We start from the raw sequence: 18,030 nt of genomic DNA, 5'->3' as shown, positions 1-18,030 counted from the left end.
TTTGTACAATAATAGTAGTTATCTAAGAAGGAGACTATTATGACATTAAAAATTGCATTCATTGGTTTCGGAAAATCAGCTAATCGTTATCATTTACCATACTTGAATATTCGGTCCGATTTTCAAGTTAAGACGATCTATACTCGTCATGCCGCAAATGAAAAATTAGCTCAACCTTATCGTGAAAAGGGTGTTCATTTCACAAATGACTTAAGCGATATTTTAAATGACCCAGAAATTGATTTGGTCACTATTTGTACACCAGCACCAACCCATTATCAACTGGCAAAGAAAGTGATTGAAGCTAAGAAATCGGTTATTGTGGAAAAACCATTTGTCGATACTTTGGAACATGCCAAGGAATTGATCAAATTAGGTCATGATAATGAGGTACTTGTTATGCCATATCAAAATCGTCGTTTCGATGGTGACTACTTGGCAGCTAAACAAGTAATTGATCAAGGTTTTTTGGGTGATATCGTTGAAGTAGAATCACATATTGATTACTACCGTCCAAACAGTGTCAATAATCAGGGGACTAAAGAGCAAGGAGAATTTTATGGCCTGGGGATTCACTTGATGGATCGAATGGTTGCTATCTTTGGCCGTCCAGATCAAGTGGCTTATGATATCCGCAATACTGAAGTTGCTGATGCGGTCGATAATTATTTTGACGTTGATTTACACTATGGTAATCAGATGAAAGTGAAAGTTAAGGTCAGTACGGATGTTGCTTCAGAATATCCACGATTTATCGTTCACGGTATGAATGGTTCATTCATTAAGTATGGTGCTGATCAACAAGAAAATGATCTCAAAGCAGGTATCATGCCGGGAACTCCAGGTTTTGGTGAAGATAGTCCGATGTATTATGGCCTCGCCAAATATCGCAATGCCAACGGTGACTGGATTGAAAAACAAATTAAGACGCCTTTGGGAGATTATGGATTGTATTACGATTCGGTATATCAAACTTTGGTCAACCAGCAACCACGATTAGTGACTGATGAAGAGATTTTAACTGATATGGAGCTTTTGGAGGCTGGTTTTTATCAACCATCACCATCCGTTTACCAAGTTCCCACAATAGATTGATTTTAAATAGGGGAGAAAGATGAAATTAGCATTAACCGATAATGAAAAAATAAGATTAACAGCCACGGGGATTCTAGTGGGCTTGCTATCAGGGCTAGTTGTAAGTATGTTTCGCTGGTCGATTGCACATTCGCTGAAGATTTTTCAAAATCTTTATATTGCCGCTAGAACTAATATCAGCTTAATAGTTGGATTGATTGGGTTAATGATAGTCATTGCTCTGATCGTAGGTTATTTGTTGAAAAAAGAACCTGATATTTCAGGCTCGGGTATTCCACAAGTTGAAGCCCAGCTAGGTGGTGAAATGCAGATACACTGGTGGTCGGTCCTGTGGAGAAAATTTGTCGGTGGTATTCTTAGTATTGCTCCCGGATTATTCTTGGGACGAGAGGGTCCTTCAATTCAATTAGGTGCTGCAGTAGGTCAAGGGGTTGGTGAATTAACTCATGACAATAAAGGTGTTAACCAACGAGTTTTAATTGCCAGTGGTGCCGCAGCTGGTTTGTCAGCCGCATTCAGTGCACCGATTGCTGGAGCTATGTTCGTTTTGGAAGAAGTCTACCATAACTTTTCACCTTTAGTTTGGATCACTTCTTTAGCTAGTGCTGTCAGTGCCAATGTGATTGCTTTATATGTCTTTGGTTTGAAGCCAGTTTTACAAGTACCATATAAATATAGTTTGCCGATCAAATATTATTGGCATTTGATTATTTTAGGGATCATTCTAGGTTTGATGGGACGACTTTACCAAATTTGTACTTTATCGATGCCAGCTATTTTTCAGAAAACACGTCTGCCACGCTACATCCAATGTATCATTCCTTTAATTTTGATTGTGCCTTTAGGAATGGCTGTGCCAGAGTTTATCGGTGGCGGTAATGAAATCATCACAAGTTTATTGAGTTATGGTCCAAGCTTGAGTTTAATGCTAGTTTTATTGGCGATTAGATTTATTTTTTCAATGATTTCGTATGGATCGGGAGTAACTGGTGGTATTTTCTTGCCAATTCTCAACTTAGGTGCCATTATTGGGGCAATTTATGCAATCGTTATGAATCAACTGGGATTGTTGCCAATTGCCTTTGAGAGTAATTTGATTATCTTTGCGATGGCAGGCTATTTTGCTTGTATCAGTAAAGCTCCTTTCACAGCTATTATTTTGGTCACCGAGATGGTTGGTTCGTTGGAACATTTGATGCCGCTAGCGGTTCTTTCATTAGTAGCGTATATTGTAGTTGATTTGACGAATGGTGCTCCAATTTATGAAGCTTTAAAGGAACGCTTGAATATCAATTCAGAATTTCTCAATCGGGTCAGCAAGTTTAATGATCGCTTGGAGATTCCGGTTTATGAAGGAAGTTCGATTGATGGTAAAGATATTCGGGATGTACCTTTTCCTAAAGATATTCTCGTCGTAGCAATTTATCGTGGCGAACGGCAACTGATACCTCGAGGCGATACGATGATCAAAGCTGGCGATCGCTTAGTCTGCATGGTCAATGCTGGTCAGCGTGCGAAAATTGCTAAAAAGTTGCACGAGTTGTTTGGTGGAATGGACTAGAAATTTGACGTTATTTATGTTATTGTTTTAGAAGTGATTTCAGCTTTAAACACCATGAACGGAGGTTTTAGAGGTGTATAATTTTTTTGAAATGGCATTGATAGTTGTATCAATCATAATAATCATTGCCGTATTAATGCAACCTACGAAACAACAAGATGCTTTGAATGCGTTGTCTGGTGGTGGCGGAGACCTATTTAGTAACCAGAAAAAACGTGGCTTCGAGGCCGTTATGGTTAGGGTTACCTACGTATTACTAGTATTGTTTTTTGTATTTTCACTAATATTAGTTTACTTGTCATCGCATCACTAAGTATTTTATCCTCCTGAAAGTATACTCAGGAGGTTTTTTGTTATAAGGAGCAAAATAGTATGAAAATTTTACGACCTAAGCCATTCTATTTTGATAACGGTGAAACTGCCGTGTTGTTATTGCATTCTTTTTCAGGTACGCCTAATGATATGCGGTTACTGGGACGATTTTTGCAGCGAAGCAACTACTCGTCTTATGCTCCCATGTTTGCAGGTCATGGAACTGAAGAACCTTTAGATATTTTGGAGAATGGTTCACCAGAGAAGTGGTGGCAACAGACCCAAGAAGCTATTCAATTTCTCCAGTCTGAGCACAAGACCAAGATCTATGTGTTCGGCTTATCGTTAGGGGCAATTTTTGCTACGAAAGCGTTAGAGAATTTTTCAGAATTGGCCGGTGGAGGAGTCTTTGGATCACCACTGTATAGTTCAGGTTTCAAAGGAATTAGGACGGCCTTTCTGACTTATGCAAAAAAGGTGTATGCTGTTCAACAGAACTTAACAGAAGTTGAAATCGACTCTAAGATTAGAACTGTGACTTCCAAAATCGATGCAAAACTAACTGAGATAAGAAAAACTTCCGTAGGTGTTACAGATCAACTAGCTGAAATAAACCGACCATATTTTATTGGTCAAGGTACGAGTGATAAATTAGTCAATCCGACTGCTTGCCAAAAACTTGCGGCGGACGTTAAAACATCACAGCTACATTTATACGATGCAGGGCATGTTTTAACTATCAACCGCGCTCACAATCAACTTGAGGGTGACGTGTTAAATTTTTTAGAAAATAATTGAGGATAGAAATGCCAGATAAAGAAAATAAATTAATTGCCGATATATTAGAGGTTTTCAGAAGTAACCCTGATCGTCGGTTCAGATCGGAACAGATCGAAGATATTTTAAGAATGCATGGAGCTTCTGCTTTTAAACGAGTAGTCAAGTCGCTTGCAGTCTTAGAAGGTGAAAGTAAGATTACTTTGACCAACAAAGATGAATTCAAGATGGCTTCACCAGAAACTGTCGTTGAAGGTACATTCAAGGGGAATGATAAAGGCTTTGGCTTTGTCCGCTATGACGAAGTTGACCCTGATGCTTTCATTGCTAAAACAAATACGATGTTTGCCGTGGATGGGGATACCGTTAAAGTTAAGATCACCAAACCATCTAATCCTTGGATCGATAAAGGACCTGAAGGTGAAATCGTCGAAATAGAAGAACGCGCTTTAACAAAGGTTGTTGGTGAATTCCATGCCTATAGTTATGTTCAAGTGAAGAAGACAGGCCACTACGGTTATGTTCAAAGCCATGAAAAAAAGATTGCTTCATACATGGTCTTTATTTCTGATAGAGGTCTTCACCCACAAATTGGAGATATGGTACAAGTTTCTATCGATGAATATCCTAATGCTAAACATCCTCAAAGTATGGATGGTACAGCCCTAGAAATTATCGGTAATAAAAATGATCCCGGAGTCGATATCATGTCGATCGTCGTTGATAATGACATTAATCCGGAATTTCCAAATGAGGTTTTAAAAGAGGCTGAAAAGATTCCTGACCATGTTTTAGACTCTGACCGAGTTGGTCGTAAGGACTTAACTGAGAATATGGTCATCACTATCGATGGCGACGATTCAAAGGACTTTGATGATGCGGTCGGCTTAGATATTTTGCCAAATGGAAATTATCATTTGGAAGTCGACATTGCAGATGTTACGCATTATGTCAAAGAAGGTTCACCATTAGATGAAGAAGCCTATGCTCGTGGGACAAGTACTTATTTGGTTGACCGAGTAATTCCAATGTTGCCATTTAGATTGTCCAATGGAATTTGTTCTTTGAATCCTGGCGAAGACCGATTGGCTTTGACTTGTGAAATGGAAATCGATAAGAACGGGGATGTCGTTAAACACGAAATTTACCCTAGTGTAATCAGATCTAAGTATCGGATGACTTACAACAACGTCAACGAAATCCTTAAAGGCGACGATCTCTTATCAGAAGAATATGCGCCAGTTGTACCAATGTTGAAACAGATGGCTGAATTACATGAGATTCTTTTCAACAAACGTCATGAGCGTGGAGCAATCGACTTTGAGGAAACTGAAGCCCGGATTATCGTTGATGATAATGGTAAGCCAATCGATATCAAGCTGAGAGAACGTGGAACATCTGAAAAAATGATCGAATCATTCATGCTTGCGGCTAATGAAACAGTTGCTGAACACTATAATGTTAAACATGTGCCATTCTTATATCGTGTCCATGAAAAGCCTGATGAAGAAAAAGTTAAAAACTTCTTTGAATTTGCAGCTGCTATGGGTGTTCAAGTTAAAGGTAATTTGAAAGAAATCACACCTAAGATGTTCCAAAATGTGTTATCAAGCGTTGTTGATACACCAGAGGAACAAGTTGTGACAATTATGTTACTAAGAAGTTTACAACAAGCAAGATATTCTGATGAACCACTAGGTCACTTTGGTTTAGCAGCTAAGTACTATACTCACTTTACTTCACCAATCAGACGTTATCCTGATTTAACAGTCCACCGTATGATCCATAGCTATGCTGAACATGGCTTTACAGATGATGAACAAGCTAAGTGGTCTAACAAACTTCAAGAGATCGCTGAACACACGTCTAGTCGTGAAAGAATTTCTATTAACGCTGAACGTGCAGTCGACGACTTGAAGAAGACTGAATATATGGCAGACCAAGTTGGCAATACTTTCGATGCAGTTGTTAGTTCAGTTACAAGTTTTGGAATGTTCATTCAATTAGATAATACGGTTGAAGGTTTGATTCATATTTCCAACATGAAAGATGACTTTTATGAATATGATGAGAAGAGTATGTCCATGCACGGACGTGGTACTGGGAAGACCTTTAAGGTTGGTCAGCCAATTCAGGTTAAATTGATCAGGGCAGATGTTGAACATCGTCAAATCGACTTTGAACGTGTTCTGACACCAGAAGAGCAAGAACAAGCTGACAAACGTGAAGCAGAATTTAAGAAGAAGCGTTCGATGCAACATGGACGTGGACGTGGAGGTCATGGTCGCCACAATAATGATAAGGGTCATGGAGATAATAATAACCATAAGAGACGTGGTAAATACGAAAGACGGTGATTCTTTTGAAGAAACATCATACAAAAGCTGCGAATGAAGTAGCTAATAATCGTAAAGCTCGTCATGATTACAATATTTTAGAGACGTATGAGGCGGGAATTTCTTTAACGGGAACTGAAATCAAGTCGGTTCGTGCAAGTAAAATGAATATTAAAGATGGGTTCGTCCAAGCTAGAAATGGTGAACTTTGGTTGGAAAATGTTAATATCAGTATTTACGATCAAGGGAACCAATTCAATCACGATCCATTACGTAATCGAAAGTTACTTTTGCACAAGAAAGAGATTCGTAAGATCACTTCAAGTATTCAAGAAAAAGGTATTACGGTAGTACCTTTAAAAGTGTATTTAAAGCACGGTTTTGCTAAAGTATTGATAGGCGTAGCTGAAGGTAAAAAGCAATACGATAAACGTGAAACAATTAAAAAGCGCGATCAAGAGCGAGAGATCAGACGTGTTATCAAAAACGCGTACTAATTTCAAGCGATGATCGCTTTTTTTGTGTCTAAATTGTGACAAATAAAGCAGCAAGTTGATTTTTCAAATGAACCAATATGATAAGATAAGGATAGTTTGTTATAGTGGGGGATTCGTATGAAAAAAATTTGGGCTACCTTGCTGTTGCTCCTGGGATTAGGACTGGTTATCCAGTCGACTTCTAGTGAAGTTCAGGCATCAAGGGATTATCAGATTCAAAAGTATGATATTGTCGCTAACGTCAAGAAGAATGGTGATATTGAGATGACGCAACGGCTGAACTATCAGTTTGATGGCGACTTTCATGGAGTCTACTACAATCAAAGCTTGAAAAGGATCAAAGGTATTTCACAACCAAAGGTTTTTATTCAAGAGAATGGGCAAAAATTTGCTATCAAAGACTCTAACAGCGGCCAAAATAATACGGTTAAAGTAACGAAAACGAAGAATAATTTAGGGATGAAAGTCTACCACGAGATTTCTTCTTCCGAGGCTACTTTTATTTATCAATATACTTTAAAAGGGTTAGTGACAAATTATAATGATACAGCTGTGTTGAATTGGCGTGTTATCAATCCGTGGGAAGTAACCGTCAAACATATCAAGGTAACTATCAATTTACCGCAAAAAAATATTCCTCAACTTCAAGTATGGAGTCACGGAACCTTACAAGGATACAATCATGTCGATCGTCAAAATGGTCGGGTAATCATAACAGTTCCAAGATTGTTGGATGATAATTTTGTTGAAACTAGAATGCTTTTCCCAACTTCAGTCACAAGCACCAATCAAAATATTGTGGCTAAAAATATGAAAAGTAAGGTTCGCAATGAAGAAAAGCAATTGGCACAAGAGACGAATCAAAAGCGTCAGAACCAAGAAATTATTTATCGCTCATTGATGGTTTTGGGCTTCTTGGTCATTCTAATTATTTATGGATATAAGTTTATCATGTTGAAAAAAGAACCAGCTAATAAACATAATATCCCTACGCCTTTGTATCATAGTTTTGATGCTCCAGCGTTTTTGCCAAGTTTTAGCAAAGTGATTCTGGAACGATCGGATGAAGCTGACGCACAAGGTTTAACAGCTGATTTAATGAACGAAGTAGGTCAGCGCCGAATGAAGATTGAAAAAGTCGGTAAGACGTACGAAATAACTGCCGTAGTACCACCGACTGAGGACTTCTTTAAATATTTGATCAATGATATTGGTGATGGCACCAAGGTTACGCTCAAGCAAATAAAAAAAGAGGGCCGTGATTATGATGGTGAAAGCCGTTTTAAAGATCACTACAGTGCTTGGGCAAAAGAAGCTGCTAAAGATCGCCAACAATATCTTGATGTGCATAATATTGATATTGCTAAAGGTTTTCAATTAGCTGCTCTTACGACAACAGTCCTTGTTTTCATTATGTTTGTGATAAGTATGCTCTTCAATAAGCCAGTTCTAATGCCGGCTTTAATTGCATTGATTGTTGCAGCAATTGCTTGGGGAATTAATTGGTGGATGCATAAAAAAATCACCCCCTATACTGATGAGGGTGAGGTTGCTGTCAATCAAATTAGAGCTTTCAAACGAATGCTTGAAGATATCGACGATATCAAGATGGCAGAAGTGGGTGATATTATTTTATGGGAACAATTCATACCATTTGCAGTAGCCTTTGGTATTTCCGATAAAGTGATCAAAGCGTTGAAACTCAATTTTTCGCCTGAGCAAATTGATCAATCGGTGGCTTTGGTAAATTATATCGGACTTAGCCATGCTTTTGGTTCAAACAGTAGTCCGTTCCAATCCGCCTTTATGGGAGCGCTAGGTTCGACTGGTGCAGCCAATGTTTCTGGTGGTTCAGGAGGTTTTTCTGGTGGATCATCAGGAGGCTTTGGTGGTGGTTCTGGTGGAGCCTTTTAAAATTTAATTGTACATAAATGAGAGCGGAGGAATTGGGTTTAGTTTTCGAGCATTGATAAAAATAGAGCGGTAACTCGATTTTGAGTTACCGCTCTATTTTGCTTAAGCGGAAGAAATTATACTGTTGTTCCGCATTTATGTTGCAATATTAAAGATCAAACTATTAATTTGATAATTTCCAGATTATGCTTGACGACGTTTGAAAATAACTGTTCCTAATAAAACAATTAATCCTAAGACGCTGACAAACAAGTTAATTTGGTCGCCTGTTTGTGGCAACTTGTTAGAATTATTGTTACCAGAAGCTGTGTTTTGGCCTGTGGTTGAACCACCATTATTGCCAGAACCAGGATTTTCTGGATTGACAATTAAGCCACCTTCGTTATCTTCATTTTCATCAGTGTCAGGATCAGTAGTGTTACCTTCACCTTCACCTTCGTTATCATCATTTTCATCAGTGTCGGGATCGGTGGTATTACCTTCGTTACCACCGCCTTCACCTTTTGTTCTTGGATCAGAGGTCTCCAAAGTTCCCACTCCGATTTTGTCACCGTCATCAATTATTTCAAATGGAATCTTCTCAGGATTTAAATCAAAACCATCGGGAGCTTTTGTCTCTAGAAAATAATATTTACCAGGTTCTAAGCCGTCGATAGTCAAGATACCATCCTTACCAGTGACAGCTTTAGTAATGAAAGTACCATCTTCTTTGTATAAACTGTATTCGGCACCAGGGACACCAGTCGTCATATCAGCACGGTCAAACTTTTGTAGATCGACTGAATAAGTATCATCAAAACCTGTTTCATTTTCATTTTCAACTGAAATCATGGCTGGTGTGAGATTGTCTTTAGTTATGCTAAAATTAATCTCTTTTTGAGTAATTAAGTAACCAGCAGGAGCTTTAGTTTCTACGAGTGTATAGTCACCAATAGGTAAGTTATACAGATGACCAATACCTAGGCTATCAGTCGTTATTTTACCAACAACATTGCCAGCACTATCTTTGACCTCAAATTCAGCTCCAGATAAGCGATAGCCAGTCTCAGCATCCAGCTTCATAATAACAATTGAACCTTCTTCACTTCCAGCGGGTTCATCTTTAGCAGTTACATTAACTGTAGTTGAAGTTGAACCCGTGATCGTGAAGGGTACTTCATTGCCATTCACTTGATAACCGTCAGGTGCAGTTACTTCTTTAAAATAATAATTACCCTTGGCTAAATCTGTAACCGTTAATTGACCATTTTCATCGGTTGTTAAACCAGTTTTGATTGGTTCGTCGCTGCCGACTTTGTAAAGATCATAAACTGCACCAGCTAATAAAGTCGCATCGTTATCAGCACTTTGCTTAGTCAATGTGACAGAGCCAAGGATTTCGTTACCGTTACCGCTTCCCGAGTTGGTATTGCTGGTAACACTTCCGTCAGCCGAGCCTTGATTGTTATTAGATCCATTGCCAGATCCACCGTCTGACCATGTAAAGTCGGCATGGTTTTTGAATTTAAATCCAGCCATATTTTCAGGATCATTAATTCTTGTTTGGAAAGTTACCGCATAGAATTGATTGTCCTTTGGTAAATTACTGATTTCAAAACCATTGGTTGCTTCGTTCAATTGGTAACCACTGATAGGACCCTTCTTTTTATAGTAACCAGTCTTATCAGTCCAATATGCCTCGTATACATTAACAGTTCCAGGCACATAAGTCTGACCTGAAGTAGTTGAGTCAATGCGGTCGCTAATAGTTAAGTTTTTAAATTCTTGACTATTACGGTTGGCGAGGATGGTCCAAGTAACAATAGCATTACCATTCTCGTCGGTTCCGATAACACCCTTTTTTGAAAAGTCGCTATCAGAAGTGGTGACAGTCATATTGGCATGCTTGTCACCAATTTGAACATCGTTTTTACCAACGACCGCATCTTTACCAACACCGATACCGGATGCAATATTGATACTTCCGGTAAAGTCTTGCTTATTCTCAACATTTTCGTTGAAAGTAACAGTGATAGTATTGTCTGCATTTAAGACTGCATTACCAATCACATTACCGTCATTATCAATCAGTTCAATATTCTCTCCAGGTGACTTAACCTTCAAAGTAGTTGGCAAGTCGATTGTCCAAGTGTCGCCAGCTTGCAAATCTTTACCAGTTGCATCCCAATCGATGGTCAGGTTAACTTCGCTAGCAGTACCGTGATTCTTGTCCTTAATCGAAATACCACTCAGTAAATCATTCGTACCATAATTAGTTGCAGCCTTTGCAGTTGCTTGGCTGCTACTTATTAAAACGATGAAACTAAAGACCGCAAGGAGTGTAACTAGCAGATTGCGAAATCTTTTCCCCATAATAATTTCCCCTTTCTTCATTTGATACATCCCAATTATATGATGAATAATATTTATAAGAAAGGGAAATATTTATATTTTTATAATTTATTATTTCTAACTATATGTGTAGATTTATCAACTGTTTAAGCTTTGAAAACACTACCATATATTGTGAATTTTTGGAAAGCTATACAATATATGGACAAGAAGTGATATTATTATGAATGTTGTTTTTTTTACAAATAGAGATCGAATTGATATATGGAGGAGAATAATGATGATCGTATTGAGCGGCGCAATCGGAGCCGGTAAAAGTTCATTGGCAGCATTATTATCAGAACATTTAGGAACTGAGGCATTCTACGAACAAGTAGATGATAATCCTGTTTTGCCACTATTTTATAAGGACCCTAAGAAGTATGCTTTCTTGCTACAGATTTACTTCTTGAACAAACGTTTTGAATCAATTAAGAAAGCTATGGTGCAAGATAATAACGTCTTGGATCGTTCAATTTACGAAGATTCACTGTTCTTCCACATGAACGCTGATATGGGCCGTGCTACACCTCAAGAAGTAAAAGTTTACGATGAATTGCTTGATAATATGATGCAAGAACTACCATATGCTGCCGCAAAGAAAGCTCCAGACTTGTTAGTTCATTTAGACATTTCTTATGATACGATGATTCACCGCATCGAAAAACGTGGTCGTTCATATGAGCAACCAGAACAAGATCCCACTTTACCAGAATATTATCATCAACTATTGAGCCGTTATGATGGCTGGTATGACGATTATGATTACAGTCCTAAGATGAAGATCGATGGCGACAAGTATGATTTCGTTGAAAATGCTGATGACCGTCAAAAAGTGCTTGATTTAATTGATGAACAATTACGTGTTAGAGGAACTTTATAAGCGTTAATTACGAAAGATCGGCTAAGGCTGATCTTTTTTTAATTCTTGCTAGTCATAAAAAAGTACGATAATCTATTAAAGGCAGTTTGCACTGGTTAACCTGCTATAAATTAAAACAGTGGAGGGTTTTACTTTGAGTAACTTAAAAACTAGGGATATTACCAAATTAGCATTGATTGCAGCGTTATATGTTGCTGTGACGATTGCTCCGGGGATATCTGCACTTTCATATGGATCAATTCAGTTTCGGGTTTCCGAGATTTTGATGTTGTTGCCATTTTTCAATCATAAATACAGTTGGTCGTTGATCATCGGTTGTCTGATTTCCAATCTATTCAGCGCTCAACTGGGGATGTACGATATAGTTCTAGGTACGTTAGCGACAGCTATTGCCTGCTTGATCATTACTAGAATACCTGCTAAGAATAAGTTCTTGTGGACGGTTCCCGTTATCTGTGCCGTGGTCAACGGTATAATTGTCGGAGCCGAGTTACATTATGTGCTGAAATTACCTTTCTGGCTCAACTTTGTAACGGTCGGTTTGGGTGAGTTAGCTGTAGTAGCACTCGGAGCTGTAATTTTTTATTTCTTAATGGAAAATAAGGCTTTTAGTAGATTAGTTAGATAGAAACAGTGGATGAAGGGAGAGGTTCCTTCATTTTTTTGTTATAATCTACTTTATAAAGGTTAAAATTGATAGAATTCCTTTTTGTTGATATATTTTTGGAATTGAAAGTCAAAAAGTCAACTAAATAAGTTGGTTTGGAACAAGCCATAGTTAATAGTTTCAATCGTTGCTAAAAATTCGTTAATTTAATGAATAGTTCACACAGTATTGTGAGGAGATGTGTTTTTTATGAATGTCGGAATTTTTACCGATACATACTTCCCTCAAGTTAGTGGGGTAGCTACATCGATCCAGACGTTGAAAAACGACTTAGAGCGTAAGGGACATTCGGTTTATATTTTTACAACCACTGATCCCAATGTGCCAAAGAATACGATCGAGCCTAATATTTTTCGTTTAGCCAGTGTGCCTTTTATCTCATTTACTGATCGAAGGATTGCTATTCGAGGGATGTTTCATGCGGTCGATTTAGCTAAAGAACTTAAACTAGATATTATTCATACACAAACTGAGTTCTCACTTGGTATGATTGGAAAATTTGTTGCTAAACAGTTAAAAATTCCTTTCGTTCACACATATCACACAATGTATGAAGATTATTTGCATTATGTTTTGAATGGTCATTTGCTCAAGCCTTATCACGTTAAACAAATGACCCGGATCTTTTTAAAGAATGCTTCTGGAGTTATCGCTCCGAGTGTGCAAGTTAAAGAGACAATGGATCGTTATAAGATTAAAGCTCCAATCTCTATCATACCTACTGGGGTGGATCTGTCAGAGTATACTAAGCCCGTTAACACGTCGGAATTACGAGAGAAGCTTGGTCTTCAAGAGGACACTCCCGTTATCTTGATGCTGAGCCGAATTGCGTTAGAGAAGAAAATCGACCATATGTTGAAGTCAATGCCAGCATTATTGAAATATAATCCTAAGATCATGTTGGTAATCGTTGGCGATGGGCCTGATATGGATGAGTTAGTTCAAATGACTCAAGATCTAGGAATCAGCGATAATGTCATCTTCACTGGTGAAGTTGAGCATGACAAGATCTCACCTTATTACCATATGGCTAATATTTTTGTCTCCTCGAGTGATACCGAGTCGCAAGGGTTGACTTATATCGAAGCAATTGCTTCAGGTACGAAGATCATAGTTCGTAGTGCGCCTTATACGGATGCATTATTGACTGATCCGTCGGTTGGTGTAACATTCAATGAAGACAATCAGTTGGTACCAAAAATCAAGACTTATCTTGACCATCCAAGTTCCTTTGACGATCGAGAAGCTCGCCACAAGGTCTTGTACGGTATTTCGTCCGATGGTTTTGGGAACTCAGTGCTTGACTTTTACAGTCGAGCTGAAGACTACTTCGTCAAGGAAAAGCTTTCAGACCTATCAATCGATCCAGAGGAGTATTCGAATGATTAAAATTAATATGTTTTCATCTGCCGATAAAGTGGCTGGACAAGGTGTCGGCAGTGCCTATAAAGAATTGATCGGATTGTTGAAGGATCATTTTAGTGATGAGTTCGATGTCAAAATCAATGATTATCACGCAAGTGATCTAAGTCATTATCATACAATCGATCCGCAATTTTATTTATCGACTTTTTCTAAAAAGCGTGGTCGTAAGATCGGTTACGTTCACTTCTTGCCGGAAACTTTAGAAGGCAGTATCAAATTGCCTGAACCAGCTAAGAGTGTTTTCTACAAATACGTGATCAGCTTTTACAAACGTATGGATCAAATTGTAGTGGTTAATCCCACTTTCATCGATAAATTAGTCGCTCACGGATTGGATCGAAAGAAGATCAAATATATTCCTAATTTCGTTTCGACCGAGAATTTCTACGAGAAGACTGCCGAAGAGAAAGCTGATTTTCGTAAAAAAATGGGTATTCCAGCTGATAAATTCGTTGTTTTCGGCGACGGTCAAGTTCAAGAGCGTAAGGGTGTCGATGATTTTTACAAACTGGCACAGACTAACCCCGATATTATGTTTATCTGGGCCGGTGGCTTTTCATTTGGAAAAATCACCGATGGTTACGACCGTTACAAGGATATGATCGATAATGCTCCTAGTAATATGAAATTCACAGGTATAGTTGATAGAAATGATTTAGTAAACTACTATAATATTTGTGATTTATTCTTGTTACCTTCATATGATGAACTTTTTCCAATGTCAGTTTTAGAAGCATTCAGTTGTGGAGCACCAGTTTTGTTGCGTGATTTGGAACTTTATCGTGCAATCATTGACGGTTACTATCAAAAAGCTGATGGATTTGCTGATATGAACGCTTTCATCAATAAGGCCAATCAAGATCGAAGCATACTAGATGATTTCAAGCTCAAGTCTAAAGAAGCCGCAAATCAGTATTCGGAAGAAAATTTGAGTAAAATCTGGTATGATTTTTACACGAGTCAATATAATATTGCTAAACGGGATAAATAATGAGTAGAAAACAAATTGCAGCACTTTTTGTAATGTTGGGCTTAGGAGTTGGAATTTTCTGGTGGGAAGCTAGAAAAATCAATTTCAATTCTTTAGTTTCAACTTTTCGGAGTTTGAATTACTTTTGGCTCGCGGTGGCTTTCTTATCGATTTTGCTATCGTATGGGGTGGAAGCTTTAGTTTTACATACATTATTAAAGAAGAAAGAAGATCGTAAGTTTGGTTGGTGGGAAATGTATCGAATCCCCTTGATCCAAGCTTTGTTTAACGCAATAACGCCGTTTTCATCTGGCGGACAACCTGCCCAATTGGTTGGATTAATGCAATCCAAGATCGATGGTGGACGGGCTAGTTCAGTGCTGTTAATGAAATTCGTCATTTACCAAGCTATGGTTTTGGTCAATTTCATCATCGCTATGCTGGTTAGTTTCAACAGTGTGGCCAAACACTTTTCTGGCTTGGCAACCTTGATTGTTTTCGGTATGGTGATCCACGTTGTGACGATTTCCTTTTTGTTAATGATCATGTATTACTATGACTTTACAAAAAAAATGGTACAAATTGTTTTGAAACCGATTTTATTTTTCCTTAAAGAGGAAAAGCGTGATAGAATCTTACAGTCGGCTACAAATTATATTGATAGTTTCTATCAAGAAAGTTTGGTATTGAAGCGCGAAAAGAAGAAAGTCTTCAAAGCTTCATTATTAACTATTTTGCAACTATTTCTGTATTACTTTGTAGTTTACTTTGTTTTACTAGCATTGAATTGTGACCACGTTAATGTCGTTGACGTCTTAGTCATGCATATTATGATCGTCATGATCGTGTCAATCTTCCCAATTCCTGGTGGATCAGGTGGAGCCGAATTCAGTTTTAAGACACTCTTTGCTGGGTTCATTCCTTCAGCCTCAGGCTTAATCTTGGGTATGTTTTTATGGAGATTTATTACGTATTATTTGGGGATGTTCTTAGGGATTATTGCTGTTTCAAAAAAACCAAAAATTGAACAACAAATTGCTAATAAATCTATGGAGCGAAAATAATGAAGCGTATTACTAAAGGTATTTCCAATTTTTTAAATACTAGGCTAGGTTTTGTCGTCCTAGCGGTACTTTTATACACCATTAAGACCATTTATGCGTATGAAACCAAATTCAATTTGGGCGTTAAAGGTTCGATTCAAACATTCTTGATGATCATTAATCCAATTCCGGTAATGCTACTATTATTTGGGATTGCGTTATATATGAAGGGAAGAAAGTCTTATATCTTCCTTTTGGTCATTGATTTCTTAGACACTGTCTGGTTGTTCTCGAATATTTTATATTATCGAGAATTTTCCGACTTTTTGACTATGGTATTGATCAAAGGATCAGGCTCTGTTTCTAACAACTTAGGTAAGAGTATCCTAGGTATTGTGAAACCAACTGACTTTTTAGTCTTTATCGATGTTATTATTTTGATATTATTATTGGCTTTCCATGTTATTAAGATGGATATCAGACGCTTAAACTGGAAAATACCAGTCTTAGTCAGTTCCTTAGCGGTATTATTGTTTGGTGCTAACTTAACTTTAGCTGAAAGTGACCGTTCCCAATTATTGACTAGAACTTTTGACAATAACTATATCGTTAAGTATTTAGGACTCAACGTCTTCAATGTTTATGATCTGGTTAAGACGACGCAGACGAATGCTGTTAAGTCACAAGCTAAGAGTTCAGATATCAATTCGATCGAGAAATATATGAAAGACAATTATGTTCAACCTAATGTTGAATATACTGGTGTCGCAAAAGGCAAGAATGTCTTTATCATTCACTTGGAAAGTTTGCAGCAGTTCATGATCGACTATAAGTGGGATGGACAGGAAGTAACTCCTAACTTGAACAAGATTTATCATGAAGATGATACTTTAAGTTTTGATAATTTCTTTAATCAAGTTGGACAAGGTAAGACAGCTGATGCTGAGTTGATGCTTGAAAACTCACTCTTTGGTTTACCAGAAGGATCAGCGATGGTTACTGACGGTACTACGAATACTTTCCAAGCAGCTCCGGCTATTTTGGATCAAGAAGCAGGCTACACGTCAGCTTCATTCCACGGGGATGTTCCAAGTTTCTGGAATCGTGATAATGCTTATAAGTCATGGGGCTATGATTATTTCTTTAGTTCCAATTACTATAAGGAAAAGAAGAGTTATAACGTTGGCTATGGTATGAAAGATAAGATCTTCTTGAAAGATTCGGCACAATATATCGAGCAATTGCCACAACCTTTCTATGCTAAGCTGATTACCGTAACGAACCACTATCCATATACTTTGGATAAACAAAACCAAAGTATTTCTAAAACTGATACTGGTGATAAGACCGTCGACGGATACGTTCAAACTGCTCATTACTTGGATCAATCGATCGGTGAGTTTATGGCCTGGTTGAAAGAGACTGGTCTTGATAAGAATAGTATGATCGTTCTCTATGGTGATCACTATGGTATTTCGAATAACCATAAGAAGGCTATGGCTAAACTGACTGGAATTAAGAATTTCAATGAGTTTAACGACGCACAGTATCAAAGAGTTCCTTTCATGATTCATATGGATGGACTAAAGGGTGGAATCAACCATACTTATGGTGGTGAAATTGATGTTCTACCAACTATCTTGAATCTCTTGGGAATTAGTAATAAGAATATGATTCAATTCGGTAGTGACTTACTATCGAGCGAACATTCGCAAGTCGTGGCATTTAGAAATGGTAACTTTGTTTCGCCAACCGTCACAAAAGTCGGTGGAACTTATTACAATACCAAGACTGGTAAGGTCGATAAGAAGATTTCTAAGACCGAAAAAGCTAAACTATCTAATCGAGTAACTACGGAACTGTCGCTGTCTGATCGAGTAATTAATGGGGATCTGTTGCGATTCCATAAGTTACCTGGCTTTACGACGGTTGATAAGAAAGACTACTCATATAAGAAGAGTACGGCTCTGAAGGCTCTTAAAGCAGCACAGAAGAAGAACGGGACGAGTCTATTGGCACAAAATGATAACAAGTCAATGGTTGATCTCTATCAAACAGATGCGCCAGAATTAAGTTCTGACAATTAACTATAGACACTAGAGGTGTGATTTTGCCTCTAGTGTTTTTTTGTTGTTTTAAAAGCTTTGAGAGGGTAATATGGTATAAAAATTTGTTGATTG

The 18,030-nt window shown here is 37.9% G+C and carries 14 protein-coding genes; 13 read left to right on the top strand and 1 reads right to left on the bottom strand.

Annotation, left to right across the window (positions count from 1 at the left end):
• The first annotated feature begins 39 nt into the window (after positions 1 to 39).
• The 7 genes from ACYT32_RS05605 (at position 40) to ACYT32_RS05575 (ending at position 8,492) form a co-directional block, all read left to right on the top strand.
• Positions 40 to 1,095: an oxidoreductase gene (locus ACYT32_RS05605; RefSeq protein ID WP_395265061.1), complete on the top strand. Its 1,056-nt coding sequence runs from the start codon at positions 40 to 42 to the stop codon at positions 1,093 to 1,095.
• A 19-nt stretch (positions 1,096 to 1,114) separates the two neighbouring features.
• Complete coding sequence (locus tag ACYT32_RS05600) at positions 1,115 to 2,656, top strand: ClC family H(+)/Cl(-) exchange transporter (RefSeq protein ID WP_395265060.1); 1,542 nt, start codon at positions 1,115 to 1,117, stop codon at positions 2,654 to 2,656.
• Between the two features lie 73 nt (positions 2,657 to 2,729).
• Positions 2,730 to 2,969: a preprotein translocase subunit SecG gene (gene secG, locus ACYT32_RS05595; protein ID WP_395265059.1), complete on the top strand. Its 240-nt coding sequence runs from the start codon at positions 2,730 to 2,732 to the stop codon at positions 2,967 to 2,969.
• Between the two features lie 59 nt (positions 2,970 to 3,028).
• The gene (locus ACYT32_RS05590) at positions 3,029 to 3,766 is read left to right on the top strand and encodes an alpha/beta hydrolase (RefSeq protein WP_395265058.1); all 738 of its coding nucleotides are present in this window, start codon (positions 3,029 to 3,031) and stop codon (positions 3,764 to 3,766) included.
• Positions 3,767 to 3,774: 8 nt separating this feature from the next.
• Positions 3,775 to 6,102, top strand: a complete 2,328-nt coding sequence (gene rnr / locus ACYT32_RS05585) for a ribonuclease R (protein ID WP_395265057.1) — start codon at positions 3,775 to 3,777, stop codon at positions 6,100 to 6,102.
• A gap of 5 nt (positions 6,103 to 6,107) precedes the next feature.
• On the top strand, positions 6,108 to 6,578 hold the full coding sequence (gene smpB, locus ACYT32_RS05580) for an SsrA-binding protein SmpB (RefSeq protein ID WP_395265056.1): 471 nt from the start codon (positions 6,108 to 6,110) through the stop codon (positions 6,576 to 6,578).
• A 117-nt stretch (positions 6,579 to 6,695) separates the two neighbouring features.
• Positions 6,696 to 8,492, top strand: coding sequence for a DUF2207 family protein (locus ACYT32_RS05575; protein WP_395265055.1), 1,797 nt, complete (start codon positions 6,696 to 6,698; stop codon positions 8,490 to 8,492).
• 183 nt (positions 8,493 to 8,675) lie between these two features.
• On the opposite strand, the gene ACYT32_RS05570 is transcribed toward ACYT32_RS05575, so the two are convergent.
• A complete protein-coding gene (locus ACYT32_RS05570; RefSeq protein ID WP_395265054.1) occupies positions 8,676 to 10,844 on the bottom strand; it encodes a SpaA isopeptide-forming pilin-related protein in 2,169 nt (722 codons plus the stop codon).
• A 259-nt stretch (positions 10,845 to 11,103) separates the two neighbouring features.
• Here ACYT32_RS05570 and ACYT32_RS05565 point away from each other — a divergent pair, with 259 nt between their 5' ends.
• The 6 genes from ACYT32_RS05565 to ACYT32_RS05540 all read left to right on the top strand — a co-directional run bounded on the left by ACYT32_RS05565 (position 11,104) and on the right by ACYT32_RS05540 (position 17,937).
• On the top strand, positions 11,104 to 11,745 hold the full coding sequence (locus tag ACYT32_RS05565) for a deoxynucleoside kinase (protein ID WP_395265240.1): 642 nt from the start codon (positions 11,104 to 11,106) through the stop codon (positions 11,743 to 11,745).
• Between the two features lie 133 nt (positions 11,746 to 11,878).
• Positions 11,879 to 12,373: a QueT transporter family protein gene (locus ACYT32_RS05560; protein ID WP_395265053.1), complete on the top strand. Its 495-nt coding sequence runs from the start codon at positions 11,879 to 11,881 to the stop codon at positions 12,371 to 12,373.
• Between the two features lie 228 nt (positions 12,374 to 12,601).
• On the top strand, positions 12,602 to 13,801 hold the full coding sequence (locus ACYT32_RS05555) for a glycosyltransferase family 4 protein (RefSeq protein ID WP_395265052.1): 1,200 nt from the start codon (positions 12,602 to 12,604) through the stop codon (positions 13,799 to 13,801).
• Positions 13,794 to 14,828 (top strand): glycosyltransferase family 4 protein, encoded by a 1,035-nt coding sequence (locus ACYT32_RS05550; RefSeq protein WP_395265051.1) that lies wholly within the window; start codon positions 13,794 to 13,796, stop codon positions 14,826 to 14,828. Before ACYT32_RS05555 ends, ACYT32_RS05550 begins: the two co-directional genes overlap by 8 nt.
• A complete protein-coding gene (locus ACYT32_RS05545) occupies positions 14,828 to 15,871 on the top strand; it encodes a lysylphosphatidylglycerol synthase transmembrane domain-containing protein (RefSeq protein ID WP_395265050.1) in 1,044 nt (347 codons plus the stop codon). Before ACYT32_RS05550 ends, ACYT32_RS05545 begins: the two co-directional genes overlap by 1 nt.
• Positions 15,871 to 17,937, top strand: a complete 2,067-nt coding sequence (locus tag ACYT32_RS05540) for an LTA synthase family protein (protein WP_395265049.1) — start codon at positions 15,871 to 15,873, stop codon at positions 17,935 to 17,937. Before ACYT32_RS05545 ends, ACYT32_RS05540 begins: the two co-directional genes overlap by 1 nt.
• The last annotated feature ends 93 nt before the right edge of the window (positions 17,938 to 18,030 follow it).

The organism is Companilactobacillus sp. FL22-3, assembly GCF_054881455.1.
This window is presented reverse-complemented; position numbering and strand designations above follow the sequence as displayed.

Excerpts from the sequence above, each read along its gene's own strand:
- ACYT32_RS05590 (WP_395265058.1), top strand. The coding sequence starts at position 3,029 with ATGAAAATTTTACGACCTAAGCCATTCTATTTTGATAACGGTGAAACT.
- ACYT32_RS05555 (WP_395265052.1), top strand. The coding sequence starts at position 12,602 with ATGAATGTCGGAATTTTTACCGATACATACTTCCCTCAAGTTAGTGGG.
- ACYT32_RS05540 (WP_395265049.1), top strand. The coding sequence starts at position 15,871 with ATGAAGCGTATTACTAAAGGTATTTCCAATTTTTTAAATACTAGGCTA.
- ACYT32_RS05545 (WP_395265050.1), top strand. The coding sequence starts at position 14,828 with ATGAGTAGAAAACAAATTGCAGCACTTTTTGTAATGTTGGGCTTAGGA.
- ACYT32_RS05565 (WP_395265240.1), top strand. The coding sequence starts at position 11,104 with ATGATCGTATTGAGCGGCGCAATCGGAGCCGGTAAAAGTTCATTGGCA.
- ACYT32_RS05605 (WP_395265061.1), top strand. The coding sequence starts at position 40 with ATGACATTAAAAATTGCATTCATTGGTTTCGGAAAATCAGCTAATCGT.
- ACYT32_RS05550 (WP_395265051.1), top strand. The coding sequence starts at position 13,794 with ATGATTAAAATTAATATGTTTTCATCTGCCGATAAAGTGGCTGGACAA.
- ACYT32_RS05600 (WP_395265060.1), top strand. The coding sequence starts at position 1,115 with ATGAAATTAGCATTAACCGATAATGAAAAAATAAGATTAACAGCCACG.
- ACYT32_RS05575 (WP_395265055.1), top strand. The coding sequence starts at position 6,696 with ATGAAAAAAATTTGGGCTACCTTGCTGTTGCTCCTGGGATTAGGACTG.
- rnr (WP_395265057.1), top strand. The coding sequence starts at position 3,775 with ATGCCAGATAAAGAAAATAAATTAATTGCCGATATATTAGAGGTTTTC.
- ACYT32_RS05570 (WP_395265054.1), bottom strand. The coding sequence starts at position 10,844 with ATGGGGAAAAGATTTCGCAATCTGCTAGTTACACTCCTTGCGGTCTTT.